This is a genomic window from Algiphilus sp. (assembly GCF_965216485.1).
Taxonomy (GTDB): Bacteria; Pseudomonadota; Gammaproteobacteria; order Nevskiales; family Nevskiaceae; genus Algiphilus.
Genome location: NZ_OZ244162.1, coordinates 1082129 through 1107333, shown reverse-complemented (window position 1 = coordinate 1107333; position 25205 = coordinate 1082129). Strand labels below are relative to the sequence as shown.

The following is a 25205-nucleotide window of genomic DNA, read 5'->3' as shown; positions in this document are numbered from 1 at the left end:
CGTTTTTCTTGCTCAGGGATAAGCCGCTTCGGGAACCCCTTCGGCGTCCTCGGGGGGTGTGCTGTAGTAGCTGATGCGCACGTTCTCGTAGGGCTTGCCCGTCGCCGGGTCGTGCACATTGCTGAGTCCCCGGTATTCCAGCAGACGCCCGTCCGCGGGGCTGTAGATGAGTTCAAGCGAAGGCGCGATCAGGCGCAGCAGCGTGGCGGCTTCCACCTTCAGGACGGCGGCAGGGTCGCCCTCGAAGGTGGTCTCGCCCACCTTGCGCACACGAAAACTGTAGTCGTCCAGGTTGCCGGCGACGGCGAAACGAAACTTCTCCGTACTGCCATCCAGGATGTCGTCGAGGTTGTCGTAGATCAGCGAATGGAAGCCGGAATCGGCCGCCATGCGGCCTTCGATGTCGACGGTGGCGGTCTCCTCGCTCTCCTGTCCTGCCGGAACACGGAACAGCGTGGCCTCCTCGTCGGTGACATCGCGAATGCCTTCGACATAGCCCGACGCCAGCTCCAACCGGAATTCGGGGATGTAGGGGTTCTTCGAGAAATCCATGCTCTTGCGGCCGACCACCGCACCGCTGGTGTCGTAGTAGACGATGGAGCCGCGTAGCCAGCGCCCGTTCTCGAAGACCTGCGAGTGCTTCTCGGTGTAGAGATACTCCCCGCTTTCGTTATCGAAGGCGTAGCCATAGAAGACGACGTCGTCGCCAGCCATCGCGGCCCCGGAGACGAGACTGGCCAGCATCAAGAGGTGCCTTGGGAATTGCATGGGCGTGATTGCTCCTTTGCAGCAAGAGAATAGGCGGACCCTTCTACACCGGCAGCGAAGCGCATGTCATGCAGCGCATGGGCGCGCTGCACGCGCGCAAGCTGCGCCGCTGGCTCGTGCATGCCGTCGTCGGCCAGCTCGAAGGTTCCATGATGAATACCTAGACTGAACGCAGCCTGTAGCTCGATGTGCGCGCGTATCGCGTCCGAAGGGTCCATGTGCTGATAGGCGGTCAGCCAGCGGGGCTTATAGGCGCCGATCGGCAACAGCGCCGCCCGCATCGGGCCGAAACGGGCATGCGCATCGGCGAAGTGGTCATCGTAGCCGGTGTCGCCGGCGAAGTAGATCGGTCCGCCCGCCGACTCGATGACATATCCCGCCCACAGGCTGAGGTTTCGATCACCGAGCGTACGGCCCGACCAGTGCCTGACCGGGACCGCCGTTAACGCGCAGCCGTTGACGAGACGATGGCTTTGCCACCAGTCGAGGGCAACCACCTGCGCAATGCCGGCCTCCTCGAGCAGCACCTGGTCCCCTGCCGGCACCACAAAGACGGGCTGATGGATCGTCGCCAGCCGGCGCAGGGTGGGAATGTCGAGGTGGTCGTAGTGATTGTGGCTGATCACGACCACATCGATTGGTGGCAGGTCGGAAAAGCGGATACCGGGTGGGCGATAGCGTCGAGGCCCCGCCCATGAAAGTGGGCTGGCGCGCTCCGACCAGATCGGATCCGTGAGCAGATTCATGCCGTCCACCTGGACCAGGACCGTGGCGTGATTGACGAAGGTCAGCCGCAGGCTGCCGTCGTCCACACGCTGCGATGGCGGTACACCGGGCGGAAGCAGCAGATTGCGCACCCATTCGCCCGGGTCTCTGGTGGCATAGAAGCGCAGCAAATCCCCCAGACCGACGTCGAAGGGCGTCTTGTTGTGAAAGCGCGTTCCGTCGAAGTGGTCGCTGGGTGGGCCTTCCCAGCGCGGGGATACGCAACCGGCCAGCAGCAAGGTGGTAGCCGCCAGCGCCGCTAAGACCCCTCCCGCCACCACCCCGCGCAGACGCATGCTCAGTCGCGCGGTGCGAAGCGGTAGTGCGCTACGCCCCACTCATTGCCATTGTCGAAACCGAAGAGTTCCGCCACCGCCATGTAGAACATGCGCCAGCGCTGGAACCAGATGTCCGGTTCCGCGCCGTAATCCGATTCGCGGAAGGTCTTGAGAATGGCATCACGGTTGGCGTCCATGCCTGCCAGCCACTGGTTGGAAGTACGTTCGTAGTGCTTGCCATCAACCCACCACTGCCGCTCGATGCGGAGATCGTCCTGGAAATGCAGCAGCAGGTTCTCCGAAGGCATGGTGCCGCCACTGAAGAAATAGCGCGTCATCCAGTCATCGCGCGAACGATCTTCGAAATGGTAGGCCAGCAACTTGTGCGCGAAGATGTGCACGAAGAGCCGGCTTTCGGCATCGCGCAGCCAGCGCCGCAGCTTGGCGAGCAGCGCGCCGTAGTTCTTCATGTGTTCAAACATCTCGATGGAGATGATGCGATCGAAGCCCGCTCGCACGTCACCCACCGGGAAGTCGAATTCCGCAATGTCGCCGGTGACGATCTCGACGTTCTTGAAGCCACGCTTCTGTGCCTGCTCCATGATCCAGGCGCGCTGCCCGTGCGAATTCGACAGGCCGACGATCTCCGCATTCGGATAGCGCTCGGCTAGCCACAACGACAGCGAACCCCAGCCACAGCCCAGATCGAGAATGCGTTGGCCGTCGGCCACACCAGCGCGCTCGGCGTAGAGCGCGAGCATGGCCTCTTCGGCCGTAGCCAGATCTTCCTGCCCTGTCGGATACAGGCAGCAGGAGTACTTCAGGCGCGGACCCAGATGCTGATGGAAGAACTGGGCAGGGACCTCGTAGTGCTGCGCATTGGCGTCGCTGGTATGGATGGCGATGGGAGACTCGCGCAGTGCGTCGATGAAGCTCTGCAGGCGGGCGGCGCGGACCTCTCCATCCTGATTGGCCTCATCGCGCAGGCGTCGGCCGATGAGGCGGCGCATGCCGAGGCGGGCGAGCGGATCGGGGATCCAGCCCCTTTCGCAGGCGTCAATGACATCCATGGTTGTCCTACTTGCTGTGGTGATCGTATGGTCGTGCGGGCTGTCGGCAGGCAGGTGCCGACCTTCAGCTATACGCGCGGCAGCTTAAACGGTTGCATCCGCTGCCACCCCGCGGCCCTTTCCAGGCCTTGGACGATACCGCCTGCGATAGGGTGCCGCGCTCTGACTGCCGATGCAGCCAATGCATATCACCAAGGAGATGGGGTGACGCACAGCGACGCATTCGACGACACGCTCATCCGCAGCCTTCAGGTACCGGAGCGCTTCCCACACTCCGTGGCCGAAGTCGAGCGGATCGAGACACACGGCAACTGGATCCTTCTCGCTGGCGACTTCGCCTACAAGATCAAGAAGCCGGTGGCTTTCGACTTCATGGATTTTTCCTCCCTCGAGCGCCGGCGTTACTTCTGCGAAGAGGAATTACGCCTCAATCGGCGCTTGGCGCCGGACATCTATCTGCGCACCATCGCCATTTCGGGCAGCCCGGAGCAGCCCAACCTCGATGGCAGAGGGCCGGCTATCGAATACGCCGTCGTGATGCGCCGCTTCGACCCGGCGCAGCGACTGGATCGCCGTTTGCAGCGGGGCGATCTGCAGCACACGGATCTGGACGATCTGGCCATCGATATGGCGCGATTCCATGCCACGCTGCCCGTGGCCGATACCGCTCTCGAGTACGGCGCACCTGAGACGCTGCGCCAATTGGTGGACGACAATTTCCGCGATTGCGCACAGCATCTGGAGAAGGCCGAAGCCAACGCCATCGCCCCTGTCCGCGCCCGCGCGGCGGAGCGCTTCGAGGCGCTGCACGCGCATCTGCAGCGGCGGCGAGATCAAGGCTGCATACGCGAATGCCACGGCGACCTGCACCTCGGCAACCTGACGCTGCACGACGGCCGCATCCAGGCGTTCGACTGCATTGAATTCAATCCGGCGCTGCGCTGGATCGATACCGCCAACGATATCGCCTTTCTGCTCATGGACCTGCGCTATCGCGGTCATCCCGCCATGGCCGCCCGCTTTCGCAACCGCTACCTGGAATGGTCGGGCGACTATGACGCCGCACCCTTGCTGTCTTTCTATGAGAGCTATCGCGCCATGGTGCGCGCCAAGGTGGCCCTGCTGGCGGCCGCGCAAGGCGGGGACGAAGCGCAGGTTGCGGAGAAGCGCGACACTGCCCACCGCCATATCCAACTGGCGGATCGCCTGCTCGCAGTCGAACGCGGGCAAATTCTGGTGACCTGTGGTCTGTCCGGCAGCGGCAAGAGCGTGGTGGCTGAGCGACTGTGCGAAGTCCTGCCAGCCGTGCGCCTGCGTTCCGACGTGGAGCGCAAGCGCCTGTTCGGCTTGGACCCGCTGGCCGACAGTGGCTCCGAGGCCGATGCCGGTATCTATACGGTCGCGGCCAGCGAACGGCTCTATCGTCACCTGGCCCGCACCGCACAGACGCTGGCGAGCGCCGGCGAACGGGTGATTTGTGATGCCACCTTTCTGAAGCAGGCGCAGCGCCGCGCGCTGGCGCGGGCGGCCGAGACAGCAGGGGTGGATTTTCGGGTTCTCTATGTCCACGCCCCGACACCGGTACTGGAGGCACGCATTCAGCAGCGCAGCCAAGCCGGCGAGGACGCCTCCGAGGCCGATATCGCTATCCTGCACCGGCAGCAGGCGCGCGCGGAGTTGCCGGATCCCTCCGCCGAAGCGGTGCTTTCCATTGACACGACACAGGCGCTGGATGCGAATGCCCTGGAGCAGCAACTGCGCGGCGACGCACCACCGCCCGCCTAGTGGGCCCTCGATCGCGGCGCACGCATCCGGTGGCGGTGTTCTAGACTCGACCCGCGGTCACATACAGAGAATGGGGAGATAGCCGCTATGTATCAATCGATCCTGGTGCCGACAGACCTCGAACACACCGAGCAGCTCTACAAATCACTGGAGACCGCCATTCACCTTGCGCAACACTATGGCGCCCACCTCTGCTACGCGGCGGTCACGCCGAGTGGCCCCTCACCCGTGGCCAGCTCGCCGGAGGGCTTCGAGGAGGCGCTGGAGCGATTCGCAGCCGAGCAGGGCAAACAGCATGGCATTCAGACCAGTTCGGTCGCCATCGTTGCCCATGACCCGGCCGTGGAGCTCGACGACAAGCTGCTCGAGACCATCGAATCGACAGGGTCCGATCTGGTGGTCATGGCCTCGCATGTGCCGGGCCTCGCCGACAAACTGCATATCCTGCGCTCCAACGCCGGCAAGATCGCTACCAAGGCCAAGATCTCCGTTTTCGTTGTGCGCTAGAGGAAAGGGAACAGCCTGTCGGCCGCGCATGCTGCGCCCGGTAGGCGTCACCGCGTGCTCGCGTCGCTCCCTGCGGTAGGCTGCGCGTCGCGAGCAGACCGAGGCCTTCCGCACTATGCATGCAACCCTGGCAAGGGACCCCGCCCCGCCCATCACCTGGGAGCGGGCGACGCTCAACGATGAGCTTTTCCGCCGGCCACCTGTACCGGTGGCCGATGGTGCGCTCATCGTGCACACCGCAATGGTTCAGAATGCCGATGAGGCGGCGCAGTCCGTGCAGCGGCTGCGCAGCCTGCTGACATCCGCCGAACTGACACGGCCGGGGGATTCGCGCAACTACGAGGTCCTGCACACCGGACGCAGCTACCTCAAGTGGGAGCGCCATACCGAGTTCACGACCTACACGCTCGTCACCATGCCTTCCTCGTCGGATCCCTTTGTGGCCGACGCGGAGTGCGTGCTGCCGAAGAACTGGATGGCCGAACTTGAAGGTCAGCGCATTGCCGCCACCAAGATTCGCGTGATCGCCCCTGACGATGCCGCGACACTGGAACAGGCGATCGCCGTCCTACGTCCCGAGGCAGCCTCCAGCCTGGTCACCGACGGACAGGCCCGCATCTGGATGGATTGCAGCATTCACGCGGATGCCTGCACCCGTGGAATATTGCTCGACCAGGGCCTGCAGCTGGACCGCCGGTCGCGGCTGGTCCAGCGCCTGCTGGAAATAGAGACCTACCGCATGCTTACCATGCTGGGCTTTCCCCCCGCGCGTACGGTGATGGCCGAACTCCACGCGCTGGAGCATCAGTTGCGCGTGCTGGTGGCTCGTGTAGCCGACAGCGACACCGACGCTGATCTCGATGGCGACGAGGCCACCCTGCATGAACTGCTCGAACTCGCCTCGGAGGTCGAGCGCCTGTCGGCCCACAATGCATATCGCTTCGATGCCTCGCGCGCCTACTTCGACCTGGTTCAGGAACGCCTGGAAGAATTGCGCGAGGAACGCATCCAGGGCTATCAACGTCTCGGCAACTTTCTGGGCCGGCCGCTGCGGCCGGCCATCAAGACCGTCGATGCGGTGCGCCGCCGACTGGAGTCGTTGAGCGGCCATATCGACCATACCGCCTCCCTCATCCGCACCCGGGTCGATCTGCGCGTGCAGCGTCAGAATCGACACCTGCTACATTCCATGAACCGCCGGGCTGCCCTGCAGCTGCGCCTGCAACAGACGCTGGAGTGGCTGACGGTAGTCGCCATGAGCTACTACGGCATCGGCATCGTGCTCTACATCGCCAAGGCGCTCGACAAACTGGGAGTGCCCATCGAGCCCAATCTGGTGGCCGGTGGCGCTGCACCGCTGGTCATCGGCGCCTCGTGGTGGCTGGTACACACGGTCCGCGTCATGCTGCGCAAGCACGGCGAGCACCACGGCAGCGCGGATTCAGGCGCCATCGACTGAGGGCGACGGCCGGAGACGTGAACCGCTGCAGACCTCGCCTCAGGCGAAACCGGGCGGAGTCCAAGTCTCCATCATGGTACGGCGGGCCTGCTCCATGCGTTCCGACATCAGCTGCGAGAAGCGCTTGAGCAAAGCGAAGCCGAAAGCGGGTTCCTGCTCACAGCGTTGACGAACGGCCTCGCCGTCAATGACCAGCACCTCGCTATCGGTGACCGCACGTGCCTGAAAGTGCCAGCGGTACGGCGGAATCAGCCAAGACCAGCCCAGCACTGCGCCCGGCTCCAGTTCCTGCAGGCCCAGTGGCAAACCAGTGATGGCGGCGACTTCCACCTTGATCCGCCCCGAACGCACCAGGTAGAAAGCATCCGCTTCCGCACCATAGGGGAAAAGCACCTCATCCGCCGCCAGTGCACGGCTTTGGGCATGCGATGCAAGGAATGTCAGGATGTCGCGATCCAGCCCTTCGAAGAAAGGGTTGCCGGCGATCTCCGCCGCGATGTTGGCATCCGTCATAACGCACCCGTAGAGAGAACTGGTATCGCAGAATGCGCCTTTCTGCCCTTGCTTGCACTGATCTGCATCAGGGAGACGTGCATGCACGACACGGTCGGCAAGCTGGACAGTATTCGTCCATCGACCGTCGATTGGCGACACTAGCTCCAGAACCTGAGGACGAGCGATGACGAGACCAGCAACACCACACAAACGCGCTACCGCCAAAAAAGGGGCTGCCAAAGGGACGAAAAGCGGCAAGGCGCGTTACCACGAGCCCACCCCTGCCAAGACCGATCCGCAGGCCTTCGAGCAAGTGGTACGCAGCCGGCGTTCGGTACGCCGCTTCACCAATGCACCGATCCCTTCCGACGTGCTCGACGCCTGCCTGGACTTGGCACTGCTTGCACCCAATTCCTCCAACCTGCAGCCGTGGGCGTTTTACAAGGTGCAGACGCCGAAGAAGAAGCAGGCACTGGTGCGCGCCTGCCTGAACCAGAATGCGGCCAGGACGGCTGCCGAACTCATCGTGGTGGTGGCACGCACCGACACCTATCTGGAAAACGCGAAAGACAATCTCCGCGCCTGGCCGGACGGCGAAGTCCCCAAGCTGGTGCGCGACTACTACACCAAGCTGGTGCCACTGATGTACAGCCAGGGTCCGCTGGGTGCGCTGGGACTCGCAAAAGGCGTGGTCACCAACGCCATCGGACAGTTCCGGCCCATGATTCGTGGCCCCTTCAGCGCCGCCGAACTCAAGGTCTGGGCCGTGAAGAGCACATCATTGGCTGCAGAGAACCTGATGCTGGCTCTGCGTGCCTACGGCTACGACAGCTGCCCGATGGAGGGCTTTGACGAGGCCCGCGTTGCGCGCCTGCTTCGTCTACCACGCGGTGCGTCGATCCCGATGGTCATCGCGGCCGGAATGCGCGCGGATGACGGGATCTATCATCCACAGATTCGTTTCGATCGTGCGCGTTTCGTTTTCACCGTCTGACACGACGCAACATCAGGACGTGTGGGGTTTTAGCCTTCCGACGTTGATGTTTCGTCACCCACCGCCCGCCCCGTGCGGCCTTGTGCTTCCAGGCGCTCCCACGCTGCGTGGGCAATAGGGTCGGCGATTTCGAGTCGCTCGCCGCAGTGGTCGCAACCGCGAAGTCGAATGCGCGCATCGGCTGCGGCTAGCGATCGCACCCAGAGGGGTTGATCGTTGGATCGCCAACAATCGATGGAGCACTTCAAGCGGACGCGGCCGATGTAGCTCGTAGTCATGCCTTTAGGCTACCCCCTCTAAGGCGCGACCGCGTCGCCTGTCTTAAACACTGTCCTCGATGCGCATGAACAGCCATGGGAGCACGCTGGAAGCTTCGCAAGTCCCGGCGTGCGCAGTGCGCTACGGCGTCTGCCAGCTCAAACCTATCTGAATCTGCAGAATCTCGAAGCGATTCTCGACGCGCTGATCGCCGGGATCCTCCTCCACCGCCACCGCGATCAGGCCGGCAGGATCGGCAGCATGGCCGTCGATGTCCTGCCTACCCTCCAGGCGAATATTGCTCAGCCCATTGATCGCGGTGACCCGGTTCGGCGGGGAATACGACAGAGCCGCACCAATACGCAGCCGCTCGCTCCACGCCCAGCTGACACCGAAAGCCATGTGCCGGTCGACGATGGCCGGGGCCAGCGTAGTGAGAAGGGCCTGCGGCGTCTCGATGGGATTGCCGCCGCTGCTGTAACCGGCCATCCAGTGCCAGCGCCCCACCCGGTGGCGCACACCGACCTTGTAGATGCGGTTGTTGCTCCATCCAAAGCCGGGACTGTTTTCGCCACCAAGACAGAAGCGTGTATCTGCGGTGGGCGCTGCGGGTCCACCCAGCAGACGCGGTACCAGGCATTGATTCACGAAGGCGGCGAGATCTGCGCTCCTGCCGAGGGCTTCCACCTGCGCATACTGGATGCCCTCCACATCCGCATAGACGGCCGTGCGCGCGGTCAGCGCCCACTCAATGGCCACATGCCACTGGGCCGGGATGTCAAAGCGAGCATTCGGCAGAATGCCGGCGTAGTCATCCAGGCCCTCCTGGCGGATGCGCGACTGATAGGCGACGAGCAGTCCAAAGGCCGGGCTCGGCCGCCACTGCACGCCCAGGCGAGCACCGAGGCCGTAGGCGTAGGCACTGCCGTTGTCGGTGAGGCGTTCGGGCATCACCGAGTAGGGTGCAAAGGCGGCCAGCCCACTGACCTCGAGCTGCTGGGCCGCCAGTACCGGTGCGATACCAACGCCCAGCGACGGGGTGGCGCGATAGCTGAGATGCGCGGACGCAAAGAGTTGCGTGGCACGCACCCCCGAGAAGGTCTTGCCGTCGCCGCATTGATCCAGCGGCGCCGAGCCAGGCTGCGCGCCACCACCGCCAAAGTCGCCGGCGCAGACCGAGCGGATCAGTGGAAAACCTCGGGCGATGCGCGCCGCGCCGTCCGGCATGGTGGTGCCCAAACCGCCGCCGTAGATGCCCAGGCCCCAGGCCCAGCGCGGACTCCAACGCCGATGCCAGGCGATGACCGGTGCGAAAGCCGGCCGATAGACCGAGCGGTAGTTTCCCGGCACGAACTCAAAGAGCGAGAGGCGGGAATCCTCGGCGGGTGCGCTCGCGCCGTAGTACGCCCGTGGCCATGCCACGGCAAGCGAGAGCTCGGTTCCACTGCGCAGGAAAGCCCCTGCCGCGGGATCGCGCAGGGTGGTCGCCACCGATGACAGCAGCGCGGCGCCCGCCCCGCCCATTGCCGTCTGGTCCAGGCTCAGGCCGGGCATGCTCAGGCCGTTCGTTGCCAAGGCCATGGGCGCGTGGCTCAGCAGAGCGCATGTCGCGATCCACCGCCGGCGCCTGCTGCGCGCTGGCGGAAGGCTGCGCCTGGGCAGCAGTTGCCGGAGTCGGACCATGGCTTCGGAAAAGGCGACAAGCGGGAGGCGCTGAACGAAAGTTCAAACGCGAATGCGCAGTGTAACGCTGCAGTGCAACATTGTCTGCCTGGGGCGCAACATCTGCGGCAGGCCTGCCTTCTTGGGTAAGTGCCGGCGGGCCCGCGGCACCGCACCCATGCCGATCAGCGGGTCGACGGCGACCGTGCCGCAGGCGACTCCAGGCTGGCGGTCGCGATATCAGCCAGGGTGCGCACCAGTTGCTCCTTGCTGACCATCGGTGCCGGATCGCTGACATGGCGCACCATGGTGAATAGCGTGCTGTTGACCAGGATATAAAGCCGGGCGGGAAGATCGGGCAGCGCCGGTCCAGTCGCGCGTCTTCCGATATGCAGCAGCAGCACATTGTGCAGCTGCCGCTCCAAGGGATTGATCACCGCAGGGAAATCGAGCTGCGCCCAGTAGCGCGTCACCTGCAGATAGCGGCCACCATCGGCTTCCAGAAGGGCCCAGACATCGCTCAGCAGAGCGCGCACGAAGGCACCCAGATCGCCATCCTCGAAGCGCTCCGCGTGCCGCTGCACGACAGCGGAGAGATCGTGCGCAATGCGCGCCAGCACCGCGTCCCAGACCGCTTCTTTATGCTCGAAGTACTGGTAGAGCGAACCCACACTGACGCCGGCACGCGCCGCGATACGCGCCGTCGTGGCGGCCTCAAGCCCCTGCTCGGCGATCACTCGCGTGGCGGCATCGATGATGGATTCCACCAGCAGCCGGGCACGCTGCTGGCGAGGGGTCTTGCGCATGAGAAATACGAATTGAATGCGAATAAATAATCGCATTACTGTTTTCAGTCCGCAATGCAGGAGCGCATCATGACGCGATCGTGGAACTGGGCAAGACAGGAAATCGCCGCACTGGACCCGTGCACGGACGCCCCCCGGCTGGCCCAGCTTTCCTTCGAGGTCCGCTATGGCCTGCCGATCTTCCTGCACGGGCTGTTCTCGGTCGCCTTTGTCTATAACGTCGGCATGCCGGCCATGGCGCACATTCTCCACCGCCGCGGAAAAGGGCCGATCCTGCGGGATACACGCAAGCGCAATTTCGATTCCCTGCTGTTCTTTGGGACGCTGTATCGACATGGCTGGTCGCAGGCGTCGCAGGATATTGCCGGCCGGCTGCAGGCCATCCACGCCCGCTTCCCGATCGACAACGCCATGTCGCTGTACACCCTGGCCACGCTGGCCTGCCTGCCCGAGCGGGTATCAACCCGCTTCGCGCCAAACGGAGGGCTGAGCGAGAGGGAGTGCGAAGCGCAGTACCGCTTCTGGCAGCGCATCGGCGCATGGATGGGGGTGAAGGAGATTCCGGATTCGCGTGCGGCCATGCTGGCGTGGATGCGCGCCTTCGAGGAGAACGAGTTTGCGCCCAGTAACGCCTGTCAGGACATCACCCAAGCCCTGGCAGAGGAATGGGCGGAATACTGGTTTCCAAGGCCACTGCAAGCCACCGGGCGGGGACTGTTCATGGCGATGGTCGAACCCCATATCCGCCAGCGGTTGGCGCTGCCGGAGCCGACCCCGTGGCAGGAGTGGCTCGCGCACACCGCGGTTCGTGGCTTCTTTGCTGCGAAAAGGCTGCTGCCAGACCCCGCCGAGCGCTCCCTATGCGACGCCTTTGCCAGCGCCTACGCCCAGCCATTGGACCTGAACCAGGTGGGCTACGACGCGGCGCTGCCAAAAAGCTAGCGCGCCGGCGGCCGTGCAGCAACGCTCAGGATGCGCGCAGTCGGCGCGTCTTGAAGGTGTTCCAGCCGTTTTCGACGATGCCGATGGCAAAGGACCTCAGGCCCGATTCCTGCGGCCGCGGCTGACGCCCCTCACCGATGCGGCGCAGCTGGCGCGTGTACCAGGCCACTTCCATCAATGCCATGCGGTCGACCACCTTGATGCCAGTGGTGATCGGGCGTACCGCATGGCGCGGCGCCTCACCGCGCAACAGGCGCTGCGGCAGATCCGGTTCGATGGCCAGTGCACGCGCCAGCCCGACCAGGTCCACCGCGCCGCTGTCGATGGCCGCAGCCATGCCGGCGGCGGTGCGGAAACCGCCCGTGACCATGAGCGGCACGGACACGCGCGCCCGCACCTTGTCCGCGAATTCCAGAAAATAGGCCTCGCGTGCCAATGTGGAGGCCTTCTTGACGACACCGGTCATGGCCGGGGCCTCGTAGGTGCCACCGGAAATCTCGACCATGTCGATGCCGTGGGCGGCGAGTGCCTCGATGGTGGCGAGCGATTCCTCCTCCGTGAAACCGCCACGCTGGAAGTCGGCGGAATTCAGCTTGATACCGATGGGGAAATCCTCCCCCACCTGGCGCCGCATCTCGGCGAGGATTTCCAATACGAAGCGCCGACGCTTCTCCGGCGTTCCGCCCCAGTCATCCTCGCGATGATTGTGATGCGGAGAGAGGAACTGGCTCACCAGATAGCCGTGCGCGCCATGGATCTGTACACCACTGAACCCCGCCTTGCGGGCGATGGCGGCGGTTCGCCCGAAACGACGGACGATGTCTTCGATTTCCAAGGTGGTCAACGCGCGCGGCGTGGCGAAAAAGGCCGCCATATCCTCACGAAAGGGGATAGCCGACGGCGACACCGTTTCGCGATTCAGCCCCTTGGGGGCCTGTTTGCCGGGATGGTTGATCTGCATCCACAGCGCAGTGTCATGGCGCGTGCCGGCACGCGCCCAGCGCTTCAGCGCCTCGAGATCGGACTCGTCCTCGATCACCACATTGTTCGGCTCGCCGATGGCGCGGCGATCGACCATGACGTTGCCGGTCACGCTCAGACCGATGCCGCCGTCGGCCCAGGCGCCGTAGAGCCGCTCCAGCCGCGCGGTGGGTCGGTTGCCGGTGGTGCCCAGCGCCTCACTCATTGCCGACTTGACCAGGCGGTTCTTGAGCACGGCCCCGCACTGCAGGGTCATTGCTTGGTTCAGGATGTCTTGGGGCTGCACGGGTGCCTCGTACTTGAACATGACGGCGAATGGCGCCGCGAAGTCACCATTCTGCCGCGAATGCCTTCGCTGCGCCGGCGCGCGTCTTAGTGCAAGCCGCTGCGGGGCGGTGTTTCCTGGGTGGCCTGCTCGGCCGAAAACAGTGCCTGGACCTGGGCACGATCGTAGTGGTAGACCGCACCGCAGAAGTCGCAGGTCACGGTCACCAAGCCCTGTTCCTCGACAATGTCGTGCACTTCCTTCTCACCCAGCGACAACAGCATGCGCGAGATCCGCGCCTGCGAGCAGGAACAGGCCATGGTCATCGGCTGGGGTTCGTGCAGCGCCAGGTCGTCGGCATGAAACAGGCGATGCAGCATGGTGGCCGGTGTCTGCGCCATCAGCTCGTCCGGTGACACGGTTTCGAGCAACGCACAGGCGTGATCCCATCCGGCGTCCGCCGACGCACCGGCCTCGGGCAGCCGCTGCAACATCAGGCCAGCAAGGCAATCTCCGTTGGAAGCAAGGACGAAGCGTGTCGGCAACTGTTCGGACTGGTCGAAGTAGCCCTCCAGCGCCTCCGCCACCACGGCGCCCTGCAGCGGCACAAGCGCCTGATAGCTCTGACCGTTGCGCGGCTCGAAGGTCACTGCAAAAACGCCGCCCCGGGTCAGTTCCTCGAAGGAACCGGAGGGCGCTTCGCCGCGTTGGCGCGCCATGCCACGCGTGCGCAGGTCGTCCTCAACCTGCACCAGCATGAGCGCCAGTTGGGCGCCATCCTGGATTTGCAGCGCGAGGCGGCCGTCGACCTTGAGGTGGGCCGCCATCAATGGCCCGGCTGCGCACATCTCCCCCAGCACGCGGCGCACGTCGGGCTGTGCCTCGCGCCGCCCGACCATCGACGATACGCCCGCACAGACCCGCAGGATGGCCCCGCGCACATGATGCTCGGGCAGAAGGAAGCTGGTGACGTGTTCGTCCGGCGCTTGTTCGGGTGCGATGGCCATACGGAATTGTGCCTAAGTCGTCGACCGGCGATGCGGTTTGACAATGTGGCGGCGAAGGGCGGAGCGCGGTTTGCTTTACCGCGAGCGCGGTCGACCAGCCCCCATGGCCGGTCGACCGACGCCGTGCGGCCTAGGCTTCGCCCGGCGGGCCGAGGCGCTCCTTGAGCAGGCGGTTGACCGCATCCGGGTTGGCCTTGCCGCCTGTCGCCTTCATTACCTGCCCGACGAAGAAGCCCAGCACCCGATCCTTGCCGCCCTTGTACTGTTCGAGCTGCTTCGGATTGTCCGCGATGACCTGATCGATCACGGCGAGAATCGCGCTGTCGTCCGTGATCTGGCGCAGGCCCTTGGCCTCGATGACGGCGTCGGCATCGCCCTCGCCGTTCATCATGGCCTCGAAGACTTCCTTGGCGATCTTGCCGGAGATGGTCTTGTCGCCGATACGCTGGATCAATGCCGCCATCTGCGCGGCCGACACCGGCGACGCGGAGATATCGAGGCCGGCCTTGTTCAGCGCGCCCAGCAGATCGGTAATGACCCAGTTGGCGCACAGCTTGGCCTCGCCGCCCGCTTCCGCGACCATGGTCTCGTAGAAATCGGCCAAGGGCCGCTCCCCGGTCAGCACGGTGGCGTCGTAGGTCGACAAGCCATAGTCGCGCTCGAAACGCGCGCGCTTGTCCACCGGCAGCTCCGGTAGCGTCGCCCGCACGTCCTCGATGTACTGCGCGTCACAGTGCACCGGCAACAGATCGGGATCCGGGAAGTAGCGGTAGTCGTGGGCATCTTCCTTGCTGCGCATGGCACGGGTCTCGCCCGTGCTCGGGTCGAACAGCCGCGTCTCCTGCTGGATGCTGCCGCCGCTCTCGAGCACCTCGACCTGACGGTTGATTTCGTACTCGATGGCCTTCTCGACGTAACGGAAGCTGTTGACGTTCTTGGTTTCGGTACGAGTGCCGAAGGCCGTAGTGCCCGCGCGTCGCACCGAGACATTGGCGTCGCAGCGGAAGGAGCCTTCCTGCATGTTGCCGTCGCAGATGCCTAGATAGACCACGATCTGGTGCAGCTTCTTCATGTAGGCAACGGCTTCGGCGGGAGTGCGTAGGTCCGGTTCCGAGACGATCTCGATCAGCGGCGTCCCGGCGCGGTTGAGATCGATCCCCGACTCGTTGACGAAGCCCTCGTGCAAGGATTTCCCGGCGTCCTCTTCCATGTGTGCACGGGTGATGCCGATGCGCTTGTGGGCGTCACCGACGGTGATGTCGAGGTGGCCGTTGGCCACGATCGGCAGCTCGTACTGGGAGATCTGGTAACCCTTGGGCAGGTCCGGATAGAAGTAGTGCTTGCGCGCGAAGACACAGACCGGGGCGATTTCCGCGTCGACCGCCAGTCCGAACATCACGGCCATGCGCAGCGCCTCGCCGTTGAGCACGGGCAGCACGCCGGGCATGCCCAGATCGATGGCGGAGGCCTGCGCATTGGGCGGCGCACCATAGGCTGTGGCGGAGCCGGAGAAGATCTTCGACTGCGTCGACAGCTGGCAGTGGATCTCGAGGCCGATGACGGCTTCCCAGCCGTCGGGGATGCAGTGGGCGGTATCGTTCATGCGTATGCCTCCGGCCACAGTGCGTGCCAATCGCTGACCTGCTGGTAGGCGTGAGCCACATTGAGCAGGCGGCCTTCGTCGAAGTGACGGCCGATCAGCTGCAGGCCGATCGGCAAACCAGCGGCCTGACCGCAGGGAATCGACATAGCCGGCAGACCGGCGAGGTTGGCGGCGATGGTGTAGATGTCGTTGAGATACATGGTGACCGGATCGTCGGTCTGCTCGCCCAGGGCGAAGGCCGTGCCCTGCGTCGTCGGCCCGAGCACGACATCGACCTGCTCGAAGGCGCGCGCAAAATCGTCGGCGATCAGGCGGCGTACCTTCTGCGCCTGCAGGTAGTAGGCGTCGTAGTAGCCGTGTGAAAGCACATAGGTCCCGACCATGATGCGGCGCTTGACCTCGTCGCCGAAGCCTTCGCCGCGCGACCGCTTGTACAAATCCTCCAGATTGACCGGCTCGGCGCAGCGATGGCCGTAGCGCACGCCATCGAAGCGTGACAGATTGCTCGAAGCCTCGGCCGGCGCAACTACATAGTAGGTCGGCACCGACAGCGGCGTATTGGGCAGCTCGATGGGGGTCAGCGTGGCACCCAGCTTTTCCAGCTCGGCTGCCGCGGCGTCCACCGCAGCGCGCACCTGTGGGTCCAGGCCTTCGCCGAAGTACTGGCTCGGCAGACCGATCTTCAGGCCGCGGATGTCGTTGCCCAGAGCGGCGGCGTAATCGTCGACCGGGCGCTCGACGCAGGTCGAGTCACGGGCGTCGAAACCGGCCATGGCCTGCAGCACGAGGGCGGCATCTTCCGCGCTGTGCGCCACCACACCGGCCTGGTCCAGCGACGAGGCAAAGGCCACCATGCCGTAGCGCGACACGCGGCCGTAGGTGGGCTTGATGCCGGTGAGCCCCGTCAGTGCGGCAGGCTGGCGGATCGACCCGCCGGTGTCGGTGGCTGTGGCCACTGGCGCGAGGCCGGCCGCCACCGCCGCCACACTGCCGCCGGAGGAGCCACCGGGCACGCGCGCAGTATCCCAGGGATTCCGGGTCGGCCCGTAGTAGCTGGTCTCGGTCGACGAGCCCATCGCGAACTCGTCCATGTTGACCTTGCCCAGCGTGACCATGCCGGCCGCATCGAGCAGTTCAACGATGTGCGCATCGTAGGGCGCGATGAAGTTGTCCAGCATCTTCGAGCCGCACGCCGTGCGAACCCCGTTGGTGCAGAACAGGTCCTTGTGCGCGAGCGGAATGCCGGTCAGCGGACCGCCCTCGCCCTTGGCGATCTGGGCATCGGCAGCGTCCGCCTGCGCCAGCGCCCGCTCGGCGGTGACAGTGACATAGCTGTTGAGCGTGCCGTCGTGCTGCTCGATGCGCGTGAGGAAATGCTCGGTCAATTCCCGGCTGGAAAAGCGACGATTGCGCAAGCCGTCGGCGAGCGCCGCGAGGGAGTCTTTGTGCATGGTGATTTCTTGAGCGCGGGCTATTCGATGACGCGGGGGACGCGATACAGACCATCCTGGGCGCTGGGCGCAATCGCCTGATAGGCCTCGCGCCGGTCGGACTCGGTCACCGCATCCGGGCGGCCGCGCTGACCCATATCGAGCGGATGCGCCATCGGCGTCACGCTGGCGGTGTCGGCCTTGCTCAGTGCATCCACCAAGCCCAGGATGTCACCCAACTGCGTGGATAGGCTGTCGATCTGCGGGTCGTCCAGACCAAGGCGCGCCAGATGCGCCACGTGCCGGACCTGTTCGGTAGTGAGACTCATGCTGCCTCGCGGTTGGCCGCGTTCCGTCCAGGCGCCGGAATACGGCGTTCTCGGGACACAAGGCGAAAGCGGCAAAATACATTATGATGAGCCGCATAGTTTAGCTCTTGTGCTGGCGGTCCGTACGCCGGAACCGGCCACGTCGGGTTCCACTGCCAACCGCCGCTGCCTCCATTTCCCTCTTGCCTAGCTGACGATGCTCGAAGCATTTCGCCGACTCTTTATCAACGACCTGTCCATTGATCTGGGCACTGCCAACACCCTCGTCTATGCCCGCGACGAGGGCATCGTCCTGAACGAGCCATCCGTGGTGGCCATCCGCACCGAAGCGGGCGGACGCAAGCGGGTCGAGGCAGTCGGCACCGACGCAAAGGAAATGCTGGGTCGCACACCGGGCAACATTTCCACCGTGCGCCCGCTGCGCGACGGCGTCATCGCGGACTTCACCGTCACCGAGAAGATGCTGCAGCACTTCATCCGCAAGGTGCAGAAGGGCCGCATGCTGCGCCCAATGACGCGGGTGGTGGTCTGCGTGCCGCACGGCTCCACCCAGGTCGAGCGTCGCGCCATCCGTGAATCGGTGGAGAATGCCGGCGCGCGCAAGGTCTTCGTCATCGAAGAACCGGTGGCTGCCGCACTGGGCGCGGGCATTCCCATCGGTGAAGCGCGCGGCTCGATGGTGCTCGACATCGGCGGCGGTACCTCCGAGGTCGGCATCATCAGCCTTAACGGCATCGTGTTCGCGGAAAGCGTGCGCATTGGCGGCGACAAATTCGACGAAGCGATCATGAATTACGTTCGGCGGCAGTACAACATGCACGTCGCCGAGCCCACCGCCGAACGCATCAAGATCAAGATCGGCACGGCCTTTCCGGGCCATGAGGTGCAGGAGATCGAGATCGTCGGTCGTCACGCCGCTGCTGGCGTACCGCGCACCTTCACCATGAACTCCAACGAGGTTCTGGACGCGCTGCAGGAACCGCTGACCGGCATTGTCGCCGCCGTCAAGAAAGCGCTGGAAAAGACCCCACCTGAGCTCGGCGCGGACATTGCCGATCGCGGCATCGTGCTCACCGGCGGTGGCGCGCTGCTGCGCGACCTCGACAAGCTGCTCTCCGAGGAAACCGGATTGCCGGTGATCGTCGCCGACGACCCGCTCACCTGCGTGGCGCGCGGCGGTGGTCTGCTGCTCGACATGCTCGATCGGCAGGGTGAATTCCTTTCTCCGGAGTGATGGGCTGGCGCCCCTGACGGCGGCACCACCGGCGCTTCGCCCGATCCAAGCCCCCTGCCGTGTTGACGCTCGTGCGCAGGGCCGTATCCTGCGTGCGACCCGCATTGTCATGCCGCCCGCTGCACCCGAGCTTTGAACACCCTCAATCGACCGCGTCGCCCCCTCTTCCAGCGTAGTGGAACCGGGATTCGCCGTGCGCTCGCGCTGATCGCGCTCTCGATTGCCCTGCTCGTGGTGGACTTGCGCACAGACGCGCTCGACCCGCTGCGCAGCGGCATCATGCGCGTGTCCTATCCGCTGCTGTGGGTCGCCGAGCAACCGGCCAATGCTCACCGCTTCTTCGAGTTCCTCGCACTGCGCGCCGAGGAACTGGATGCCTACGAACAGTTGCAGCGCACGCACCTGCGCCTGCTGGGGCGGGTACAGCGCATTGAAGCACTGGAAGCGGAGAACCGGCGACTGCGGGCCTTGCTGTCCTCGACGGACGTGCTCGAAGCAAGGGCACTGGTGGCGGAGGTGCTGGCCGCAAGTCAAGATCCCTATCAGCAGCGATTGACGCTGAACCGCGGCAGTCTGCACGGCGTCTATCGCGGCCAGGCCGTCATCGATGCGCGCGGTGTCCTCGGCCAGATCGTCCAGGTGCACCCGCAGTCGGCCAGCGCATTGCTGATCACCGACCCGGATCATGGCATTCCGGTGGAGGTCAACCGCACCGGACTGCAGACCATCGCAGTTGGCCGCGGCGACGGACAGTCGCTTTCCCTGCCCTATCTGCCGGGCAACGCCGACATCCAGGTCGACGACCTTCTGGTGTCGTCCTCGCTGGGCGGGCGTTTTCCCTCAGGCTATCCGGTGGCGCGCGTGCTTGAGTTGCGCTACGAGCCCGGGGACAGCTTCATGGAAGCCATTGCACTGCCCGAAGCGCGGGTCAATCAGAGCCGTCAGGTCCTGTTGCTGTGGAACGACGACGCGCGCCCGGCATCCAACGACGATGCCGAAGCTTCGCCCAGCACAGCGCTCACGACCACGACTGAAGACGCCACCTCCCCGCCAGCACCCGCCGAAGGCGATGCCACCGATGCCACCGCCCAGCCCGCCACACCAGGAGACCGCCCGTGATCGGTTGGCGTGAATTCCCCCTTCTGGTGGCGCTGACCCTGGTCGCCCTGGTGCTGAAACTGCTACCGGTCCCCTTGCCGGTCGACATGCTGCGCCCGCACTGGCTGCTGCTGGTACTCACGGCCTGGACCTTGCGCCGAGAGACCTATCTGGTGCTACCAATGGCGATGGCGGCCGGTCTGGTACTCGATGCCACCCGCGGCGTCACCCTCGGACTGCATTGTGTGGCATTGCTGGTGCCGCTCGCGCTCCTGCTGCACTGGCGGAGTCTGCTGCGCGCGATCCCGCTCTGGCAGTCCTCACTGGCGGCAGCCGCGCTGTTCGCGGTCTATGCCAGCCTGCTGAGCCTGCTCGACACCATGACCGGCGAGCACAGTGCGCTATCGGCGCACTGGTGGCCCATCCTGGTATCTGTACCGCTGTGGCCCATCTTTGTGCTGCTGCTGCGGCCGCGCCCCGTGGCACAGCAGACGCCGTAGCCAATGGGCAATTTCGACCGCCTTCGTGATCTCTACGCGGAGCGCCGAAGTTTCTTTGCGCGCACGCTGATTGCGCTTGGCTTTTGTCTGCTGTTGATGATGATGCTGCTGTGGCGTGCATTCGATCTGCAGATCCTGCAGCACGAGCAGCTTTCGACGCGCTCCAACGACAACCGCATGCGGCTGGTGACAGTACCCCCGGTGCGCGGTCTCATCTTCGACCGCAACGGTGTGGTGCTGGCGCAGAACAGTCCCGCCTACGTGCTTGAGCTGGTGCCGGAGCAGGTCAAGGACATTGAAGCCACTTTGGATGCATTGAGTGCGATCGTGAAAATCGATGCTTCGGACCGCGAGCGCTTCCACGAACGGCGGCGACGCACCCCCAGCTACCGGGGGGTACCGGTGCGCACTCGCCTCAGCTTCGAGGAGGTGGCGCGCTTTCAAGTCAGTCGCCATGACTTCCCGGGCGTGGATGTCCGCGCCGGCCTGACGCGGGAGTATCCGCTCGGCAAGAGCATGTCACACCTGGTGGGCTATGTCGGTGGTGTCACCGAGCGCGACCTGCAGCAGTTCGGCGAGGCCGACTATCGCGGCACGACGCACATTGGCAAGACCGGCATTGAACGCCAGTACGAGGAGTTGCTGCACGGCAGCACCGGCGCGAAGATCGTCGAAACGAACGCCACGGGGCGACCGCTGCGGGACCTCGATCACCGACCCGCCACCCCCGGCTCCAATCTGCACCTCACTGTGGATGCGCGGCTCCAACTGGTCGCCAAGGAAGCGCTGCAGGGCTATGAGGGCGCCATCGTCGCCATGGACCCGCGCAACGGCGAAGTGCTGGCGCTGGTCTCGGAACCCGGTTTCGAGCCGCGGCATTTCGTCGACGGGATCTCGCACGAGCGCTACCGCACGCTGAACAACGACCCCCGCCGCCCGCTCTACAACCGCGCGCTGGCGGGTACCTATCCCCCGGGTTCCACAATCAAGCCGGTCATGGCCATGATCGCTCTCGAAGAGCGCGTCGTGAGCCCGGAGCAGCGCGTGTATTGCCCGGGTCATTTCGAGCTGCCGAATGTCACACGGCACTATCGGTGCTGGAAGCGCCGCGGCCACGGCTGGGTGGATCTGGAACGAGCGGTGGCGGAAAGCTGCGACGTCTACTTCTACAAGACCGCGCATGAACTCGGTATTGATCGCATCGAGAACATGCTTGGCTGGTTCAGCCTGGGCAAGGAAACCGGGATCGATCTTCCTGGCGAGCGCGCCGGCATTGCACCCTCCCGGGCCTGGAAGCGGGCTGTGCGCGGTCAGGCGTGGTATCCCGGTGAAACCCTGAACATCGGCATCGGGCAGGGCGTCATGACGATGACGCCGCTGCAGGTGGCGCTGATGACGGCACGGATCGCCACGCGCGGCGGTAGCGCCACACCCCATGTCCTGCGTGCCATCGAGCATGTTGACGAAGGTCGCACCACTGCCCAGGCGCAGTCACCGCTGCCCGATATTCCCATCGCCAACCCGGAGCACTGGACGGAGGTTCATGACTCCATGGTCGCCACAATGCACGACCCGGGCGGGACCGCACAGAGCGTCGGCCGGGGGGCGACCTACCGTATCGCCGGCAAGACCGGCACTTCGCAGGTTGCCGGGTTATCGCAGGAAGACGAGATCGCACCGGACAACGAGAGTCTGCCCAAGCACCTTCGCGACCACGCCCTGTTCATGGCTTTTGCACCGGCGGACGAGCCGCGTATTGCAGTTGCCGTCATTGTCGAGCATGGCGGCAGCGGGGGCGCGGTGGCCGCGCCGATGGCACGCAAGGTACTGGATGCCTGGCTCGCCGAGCCGGATGCCGCGAACGCGATCGCCCCGCAGGGAGCGCCCTCGTGAATCCGCTGTCCGCCGACTCTGGACGCGACCACCGCAGCCAGGGCTTTTTTGCGCGCCACTACCTGGACGGCCCGCTGCTGGCCTTGATCCTGGTCCTGCTGTCGGTCAGCCTGGCCACGCTCTACAGCGCCACCGGCAGCGACGCCAATGCGCTGTGGAGCCAGCTCAAGCGCCTGTGCGTCGGGTTGGCCGTCCTCGTCATCTGCGCCCGCATCCCGCCCGATGGCTACCGCGCCGTGGCGCCCGCGTTCTACACGGTCACGCTGATCCTACTCATCCTGGTGCTGGTCTTCGGCGATGCCTCCAAGGGCGCGCAACGCTGGCTGAATCTTGGCGTCGTGCGCTTCCAGCCTTCGGAGTTGATGAAACTAGCCATGCCCATGACGGTGGCCACGTATCTGCACGCTACCGGTGTATCGCCCGGCCTGCGTCGGCTGCCGGTCGTATTGCTGCTCATTGCGATTCCGGCGACGCTGGTAGGCGCGCAGCCCGATCTTGGCACCGCATTGATGATTGCCATGAGCGGCCTGATCGCCTTGTATCTCGGAGGGCTGCGCTGGCGGTGGATCGTCGGCTTCGCAGCCGCGGCCATGGCTGCCATCCCGCTGCTCTGGTACAACATGCACGACTATCAGCGCTCGCGCGTGCTGACCTTCCTCAACCCGGAACGCGATCCGTTGGGCGCCGGCTACCACATCACCCAATCCAAGATTGCCATCGGCTCCGGCGGTGCGCTGGGTAAAGGCTGGGGCGAGGGCACGCAAGCCCGACTGGACTTCCTGCCCGAATCGCATACCGATTTCATCTTTGCCGCCTTCGCCGAGGAAACCGGATTGATCGGCGCCGGTCTACTGCTTCTGTTGTATTTCGCATTGACGGCACGTTGTCTGATCATTGCACTGCGCGGCCAGGAAACCTTCCAGCGTCTGCTCGGTGGCAGCCTTGGCATCATTTTCTTCTGCTATGTGTTCATCAACATCGGCATGGTCTGTGGACTGCTCCCGGTGGTGGGCGTGCCACTCCCGCTGATGAGCTTCGGCGGCACCTCCATCGTCAGCCTGATGGCCGGCTTCGGCATACTCATGTCCATCCAGACCCACCGCAAATTGGTCCCAAGTTAATGATGCGGCGCTTCGCCTTCCTTCTCCTCATCCCGCTCGCCTTCGGCTACACGCCCCCCGCGGCGGCCAACTACGCCGACCATCCGCGCGCCCAGGCCTTGCTCGACACTCTGCGCGCGGATTACGGCTTCGATACCGAGGCACTGGATGCCGTACGACAAAGCCTTGCGGAGGCCCGGCGCCTACCCGAATTGATTCAGCAGGAGCGCAACGCCCCGGAACGTACGCGCACATGGACCGAATACCGCGCCATGCATATCAGCGAGGCGATGATCGACAAGGGCGTGCGCTTCCTGCGCGAACACGCCGAGACGCTGGCGCGTGCGCAGGCGCAATACGGCGTGCCGCCGGAAGTGATCGTCGCCATTCTGGGCATCGAAACGCGCTATGGCGGCTATACCGGGCGCACTCGGGTCCTCGACGCGCTGGCGACGCAGGGTTTCGATCACCCCAGCCGAACGCCCTTCTTCTTTTCCGAGCTCACTGCCTTCTTCGTGCTGGCGCACGAATCCGGCATGGACCCGACAAAACCCAAGGGCTCCTATGCCGGAGCCATGGGATGGGCACAGTTCATGCCCAGCAACATCCGCCGCCTGGCCGTCGATTTCAACGATGACGGCACCGTGGATCTGTGGACGCCGGAGGATGCCATCGGCTCGATTGCACGCTATCTCATCGACTATGACCCAGCCTCCGCATGGCGCCCGGATGAAGCGATGACGCTGGCCCCGCGGCGCTTCGAAGTGCGTGCCGACGCCATTACTTTCAACCCGAAGCGACCGAACAGCACCATCGCCGCGCTGGCACGTCTGGGCGCGGAGCCCACGCGCAGCGCGCCGCCCGAGCAGCCGGCTGGCCTGCTCGAGCTGGAGCGCAGCGAGGGCCGCTCCTTCCTGATTGCGCTCCCGAATTTCTTCTCGGTCATGCGTTACAACCCCCGCACCTACTACGCCATGGCGGTCGGGGAGCTGGCTGAGGGCATCTCGCGCGCCACTGGCCACCCGCCCGGACGCTACATGCCATGACCAAGCAATTCACGCGGGCACTGCTCTGTTCGGCATTACTGCTTGGCGGTTGTGCGCATAGCCCCGCGCCCCAAGGGCAGGACGATTTCCTGCGCGAGGGCCCGGCCCCCGCACACGAGAAGGACCGCGGTCCCGCCGCGCACGAGGTCCCCGACGGCATTGCCACGGTGCCGGACGCGCAAGTCCGGCCCGAAGCGAAGAGCCGCTACGGTAACCCGGACAGCTACGAGGTCTTCGGCAAGCGCTACTACGTGCTGCCGACGGCAGCGGGCTACCGCGAACGTGGTGGCGCCTCGTGGTATGGCAAGAAATTCCACGGGCGGCGCACATCCAGTGGCGAGCCCTACGATATGTATGCCATGACCGCGGCCCACAAGACCCTGCCGCTGCCCAGCTTTGTGCGCGTGACCCATCTCGGCAATGGCCGTTCGGCCGTGGTGCGGGTCAATGACCGCGGCCCCTTCCATGAAGGGCGCATCATCGATCTGTCCTATGCCGCGGCCGCGCGCCTGGACATCATCTCCGACGGACACGCCGAAGTGGAAGTCGAGGCCTTGACGACGCCGGCACCGCTGCCCGACGAGGTGGCAGTCGAACAGCCGTCACCGGCCACCACCGAGGCAGCGATGACGCGCGCACCAAGCCGCGGCAGCACCGACAACGCCTTCGTTGCCGTCGGCGCCGCCACTGAAGATCCAGTCCACGCCGTCGAGCTGCGCGAGCGGTTGCTGGCCATGGGACTCGACAAGGTCACGATCCATCTCGTGACTGACGGCGAACGTGCCCGCCACGAAGTCCGCGTCGGCCCGCTGGAGAGCCGCCGGGAAGCGGAGGATATCCGCCTGTGGCTTGCCGAGCGCGCTTTGATGGCGCGTACCATTCCGGCAACGCCCTGATCCCTCGCGGCCACGCCTGCCCGGGTCGCCTTCC

At 64.9% G+C, this 25205-nt stretch carries 23 protein-coding genes; 12 read left to right on the top strand and 11 right to left on the bottom strand.

Going from position 1 to position 25205, the window contains the following annotated elements; all coding sequences use genetic code 11:
- Positions 1 to 12 precede the first annotated feature (12 nt).
- The 3 genes from ACOOFO_RS05095 to ACOOFO_RS05085 are packed head-to-tail and all read right to left on the bottom strand — an operon-like array spanning position 13 to position 2881.
- Positions 13 to 744, bottom strand: coding sequence for a hypothetical protein (locus ACOOFO_RS05095; protein WP_420428629.1), 732 nt, complete (start codon positions 742 to 744; stop codon positions 13 to 15).
- The gene (locus tag ACOOFO_RS05090; protein ID WP_420428627.1) at positions 744 to 1829 is read right to left on the bottom strand and encodes an MBL fold metallo-hydrolase; all 1086 of its coding nucleotides are present in this window, start codon (positions 1827 to 1829) and stop codon (positions 744 to 746) included. The genes ACOOFO_RS05095 and ACOOFO_RS05090 overlap by 1 nt, the downstream gene beginning before the upstream one ends.
- 2 nt (positions 1830 to 1831) lie before the next feature.
- Positions 1832 to 2881, bottom strand: a complete 1050-nt coding sequence (locus ACOOFO_RS05085) for an SAM-dependent methyltransferase (RefSeq protein WP_420428625.1) — start codon at positions 2879 to 2881, stop codon at positions 1832 to 1834.
- Between the two features lie 204 nt (positions 2882 to 3085).
- On the opposite strand from ACOOFO_RS05085, the gene ACOOFO_RS05080 reads away from it, so the two are divergent.
- The 3 genes from ACOOFO_RS05080 (at position 3086) to ACOOFO_RS05070 (ending at position 6632) form a co-directional block, all read left to right on the top strand.
- The gene (locus ACOOFO_RS05080; protein WP_420428623.1) at positions 3086 to 4666 is read left to right on the top strand and encodes an AAA family ATPase; all 1581 of its coding nucleotides are present in this window, start codon (positions 3086 to 3088) and stop codon (positions 4664 to 4666) included.
- A gap of 87 nt (positions 4667 to 4753) precedes the next feature.
- Positions 4754 to 5173 carry a universal stress protein gene (locus tag ACOOFO_RS05075; protein WP_420428621.1) on the top strand — a complete coding sequence of 140 codons (420 nt, stop codon included), beginning with the start codon at positions 4754 to 4756 and terminating at the stop codon, positions 5171 to 5173.
- Positions 5174 to 5288: 115 nt separating this feature from the next.
- The gene (locus tag ACOOFO_RS05070) at positions 5289 to 6632 is read left to right on the top strand and encodes a DUF3422 family protein (RefSeq protein WP_420428619.1); all 1344 of its coding nucleotides are present in this window, start codon (positions 5289 to 5291) and stop codon (positions 6630 to 6632) included.
- Between the two features lie 39 nt (positions 6633 to 6671).
- Here the strand turns inward: ACOOFO_RS05070 and ACOOFO_RS05065 are convergent, their stop codons facing one another.
- On the bottom strand, positions 6672 to 7145 hold the full coding sequence (locus ACOOFO_RS05065) for a Crp/Fnr family transcriptional regulator (RefSeq protein WP_420428617.1): 474 nt from the start codon (positions 7143 to 7145) through the stop codon (positions 6672 to 6674).
- 166 nt (positions 7146 to 7311) lie between these two features.
- On the opposite strand from ACOOFO_RS05065, the gene ACOOFO_RS05060 reads away from it, so the two are divergent.
- The gene (locus tag ACOOFO_RS05060; RefSeq protein ID WP_420428615.1) at positions 7312 to 8121 is read left to right on the top strand and encodes a nitroreductase family protein; all 810 of its coding nucleotides are present in this window, start codon (positions 7312 to 7314) and stop codon (positions 8119 to 8121) included.
- Between the two features lie 399 nt (positions 8122 to 8520).
- Here the strand turns inward: ACOOFO_RS05060 and ACOOFO_RS05055 are convergent, their stop codons facing one another.
- Positions 8521 to 9960, bottom strand: a complete 1440-nt coding sequence (locus ACOOFO_RS05055) for an OmpP1/FadL family transporter (protein WP_420428613.1) — start codon at positions 9958 to 9960, stop codon at positions 8521 to 8523.
- A 266-nt stretch (positions 9961 to 10226) separates the two neighbouring features.
- On the bottom strand, positions 10227 to 10847 hold the full coding sequence (locus tag ACOOFO_RS05050) for a TetR/AcrR family transcriptional regulator (RefSeq protein ID WP_420428611.1): 621 nt from the start codon (positions 10845 to 10847) through the stop codon (positions 10227 to 10229).
- A gap of 69 nt (positions 10848 to 10916) precedes the next feature.
- Here ACOOFO_RS05050 and ACOOFO_RS05045 point away from each other — a divergent pair, with 69 nt between their 5' ends.
- A complete protein-coding gene (locus tag ACOOFO_RS05045) occupies positions 10917 to 11789 on the top strand; it encodes an oxygenase MpaB family protein (protein ID WP_420428609.1) in 873 nt (290 codons plus the stop codon).
- Positions 11790 to 11814: 25 nt separating this feature from the next.
- Here the strand turns inward: ACOOFO_RS05045 and ACOOFO_RS05040 are convergent, their stop codons facing one another.
- From ACOOFO_RS05040 to gatC, 5 genes are all read right to left on the bottom strand, one after another.
- Positions 11815 to 13077 carry an NADH:flavin oxidoreductase/NADH oxidase family protein gene (locus ACOOFO_RS05040; protein WP_420428607.1) on the bottom strand — a complete coding sequence of 421 codons (1263 nt, stop codon included), beginning with the start codon at positions 13075 to 13077 and terminating at the stop codon, positions 11815 to 11817.
- A gap of 65 nt (positions 13078 to 13142) precedes the next feature.
- Positions 13143 to 14042, bottom strand: a complete 900-nt coding sequence (locus ACOOFO_RS05035; RefSeq protein ID WP_420428605.1) for an Hsp33 family molecular chaperone HslO — start codon at positions 14040 to 14042, stop codon at positions 13143 to 13145.
- Between the two features lie 130 nt (positions 14043 to 14172).
- Positions 14173 to 15645 carry an Asp-tRNA(Asn)/Glu-tRNA(Gln) amidotransferase subunit GatB gene (gene gatB / locus ACOOFO_RS05030; RefSeq protein ID WP_420428603.1) on the bottom strand — a complete coding sequence of 491 codons (1473 nt, stop codon included), beginning with the start codon at positions 15643 to 15645 and terminating at the stop codon, positions 14173 to 14175.
- On the bottom strand, positions 15642 to 17096 hold the full coding sequence (gene gatA / locus ACOOFO_RS05025) for an Asp-tRNA(Asn)/Glu-tRNA(Gln) amidotransferase subunit GatA (RefSeq protein ID WP_420428601.1): 1455 nt from the start codon (positions 17094 to 17096) through the stop codon (positions 15642 to 15644). The genes gatB and gatA overlap by 4 nt, the downstream gene beginning before the upstream one ends.
- A 20-nt stretch (positions 17097 to 17116) precedes the next feature.
- A complete protein-coding gene (gene gatC, locus ACOOFO_RS05020; RefSeq protein WP_420428599.1) occupies positions 17117 to 17404 on the bottom strand; it encodes an Asp-tRNA(Asn)/Glu-tRNA(Gln) amidotransferase subunit GatC in 288 nt (95 codons plus the stop codon).
- 196 nt (positions 17405 to 17600) lie between these two features.
- On the opposite strand from gatC, the gene ACOOFO_RS05015 reads away from it, so the two are divergent.
- From ACOOFO_RS05015 to ACOOFO_RS04985, 7 genes are all read left to right on the top strand, one after another.
- Complete coding sequence (locus tag ACOOFO_RS05015) at positions 17601 to 18638, top strand: rod shape-determining protein (protein ID WP_350204033.1); 1038 nt, start codon at positions 17601 to 17603, stop codon at positions 18636 to 18638.
- 132 nt (positions 18639 to 18770) lie between these two features.
- Entirely contained in the window at positions 18771 to 19757 is a 987-nt protein-coding gene (mreC, locus tag ACOOFO_RS05010) for a rod shape-determining protein MreC (protein ID WP_420428597.1), read from the top strand.
- Positions 19754 to 20236 carry a rod shape-determining protein MreD gene (gene mreD / locus ACOOFO_RS05005; RefSeq protein WP_420428595.1) on the top strand — a complete coding sequence of 161 codons (483 nt, stop codon included), beginning with the start codon at positions 19754 to 19756 and terminating at the stop codon, positions 20234 to 20236. Before mreC ends, mreD begins: the two co-directional genes overlap by 4 nt.
- Positions 20237 to 20239: 3 nt before the next feature.
- Positions 20240 to 22129, top strand: coding sequence for a penicillin-binding protein 2 (mrdA, locus tag ACOOFO_RS05000; protein WP_420428593.1), 1890 nt, complete (start codon positions 20240 to 20242; stop codon positions 22127 to 22129).
- Positions 22126 to 23250 carry a rod shape-determining protein RodA gene (gene rodA, locus ACOOFO_RS04995; protein WP_420428591.1) on the top strand — a complete coding sequence of 375 codons (1125 nt, stop codon included), beginning with the start codon at positions 22126 to 22128 and terminating at the stop codon, positions 23248 to 23250. Before mrdA ends, rodA begins: the two co-directional genes overlap by 4 nt.
- A complete protein-coding gene (gene mltB / locus ACOOFO_RS04990) occupies positions 23250 to 24275 on the top strand; it encodes a lytic murein transglycosylase B (RefSeq protein ID WP_420428589.1) in 1026 nt (341 codons plus the stop codon). Before rodA ends, mltB begins: the two co-directional genes overlap by 1 nt.
- A complete protein-coding gene (locus tag ACOOFO_RS04985; protein ID WP_420428587.1) occupies positions 24272 to 25171 on the top strand; it encodes a septal ring lytic transglycosylase RlpA family protein in 900 nt (299 codons plus the stop codon). Before mltB ends, ACOOFO_RS04985 begins: the two co-directional genes overlap by 4 nt.
- Positions 25172 to 25205 lie beyond the last annotated feature (34 nt).

What these genes read in the sequence shown, in the direction of transcription:
- ACOOFO_RS05095 (WP_420428629.1), bottom strand. Translation starts at nt 744, where the DNA reads ATGCTGGCCAGTCTCGTCTCCGGGGCCGCGATGGCTGGCGACGACGTC.
- ACOOFO_RS05090 (WP_420428627.1), bottom strand. Translation starts at nt 1,829, where the DNA reads ATGCGTCTGCGCGGGGTGGTGGCGGGAGGGGTCTTAGCGGCGCTGGCG.
- ACOOFO_RS05085 (WP_420428625.1), bottom strand. Translation starts at nt 2,881, where the DNA reads ATGGATGTCATTGACGCCTGCGAAAGGGGCTGGATCCCCGATCCGCTC.
- ACOOFO_RS05075 (WP_420428621.1), top strand. Translation starts at nt 4,754, where the DNA reads ATGTATCAATCGATCCTGGTGCCGACAGACCTCGAACACACCGAGCAG.
- ACOOFO_RS05070 (WP_420428619.1), top strand. Translation starts at nt 5,289, where the DNA reads ATGCATGCAACCCTGGCAAGGGACCCCGCCCCGCCCATCACCTGGGAG.
- ACOOFO_RS05065 (WP_420428617.1), bottom strand. Translation starts at nt 7,145, where the DNA reads ATGACGGATGCCAACATCGCGGCGGAGATCGCCGGCAACCCTTTCTTC.
- ACOOFO_RS05060 (WP_420428615.1), top strand. Translation starts at nt 7,312, where the DNA reads ATGACGAGACCAGCAACACCACACAAACGCGCTACCGCCAAAAAAGGG.
- ACOOFO_RS05055 (WP_420428613.1), bottom strand. Translation starts at nt 9,960, where the DNA reads ATGGCCTTGGCAACGAACGGCCTGAGCATGCCCGGCCTGAGCCTGGAC.
- ACOOFO_RS05050 (WP_420428611.1), bottom strand. Translation starts at nt 10,847, where the DNA reads ATGCGCAAGACCCCTCGCCAGCAGCGTGCCCGGCTGCTGGTGGAATCC.
- ACOOFO_RS05045 (WP_420428609.1), top strand. Translation starts at nt 10,917, where the DNA reads ATGACGCGATCGTGGAACTGGGCAAGACAGGAAATCGCCGCACTGGAC.
- ACOOFO_RS05040 (WP_420428607.1), bottom strand. Translation starts at nt 13,077, where the DNA reads ATGTTCAAGTACGAGGCACCCGTGCAGCCCCAAGACATCCTGAACCAA.
- ACOOFO_RS05035 (WP_420428605.1), bottom strand. Translation starts at nt 14,042, where the DNA reads ATGGCCATCGCACCCGAACAAGCGCCGGACGAACACGTCACCAGCTTC.
- gatB (WP_420428603.1), bottom strand. Translation starts at nt 15,645, where the DNA reads ATGAACGATACCGCCCACTGCATCCCCGACGGCTGGGAAGCCGTCATC.
- gatA (WP_420428601.1), bottom strand. Translation starts at nt 17,096, where the DNA reads ATGCACAAAGACTCCCTCGCGGCGCTCGCCGACGGCTTGCGCAATCGT.
- gatC (WP_420428599.1), bottom strand. Translation starts at nt 17,404, where the DNA reads ATGAGTCTCACTACCGAACAGGTCCGGCACGTGGCGCATCTGGCGCGC.
- ACOOFO_RS05015 (WP_350204033.1), top strand. Translation starts at nt 17,601, where the DNA reads ATGCTCGAAGCATTTCGCCGACTCTTTATCAACGACCTGTCCATTGAT.
- mrdA (WP_420428593.1), top strand. Translation starts at nt 20,240, where the DNA reads ATGGGCAATTTCGACCGCCTTCGTGATCTCTACGCGGAGCGCCGAAGT.
- mltB (WP_420428589.1), top strand. Translation starts at nt 23,250, where the DNA reads ATGATGCGGCGCTTCGCCTTCCTTCTCCTCATCCCGCTCGCCTTCGGC.
- ACOOFO_RS04985 (WP_420428587.1), top strand. Translation starts at nt 24,272, where the DNA reads ATGACCAAGCAATTCACGCGGGCACTGCTCTGTTCGGCATTACTGCTT.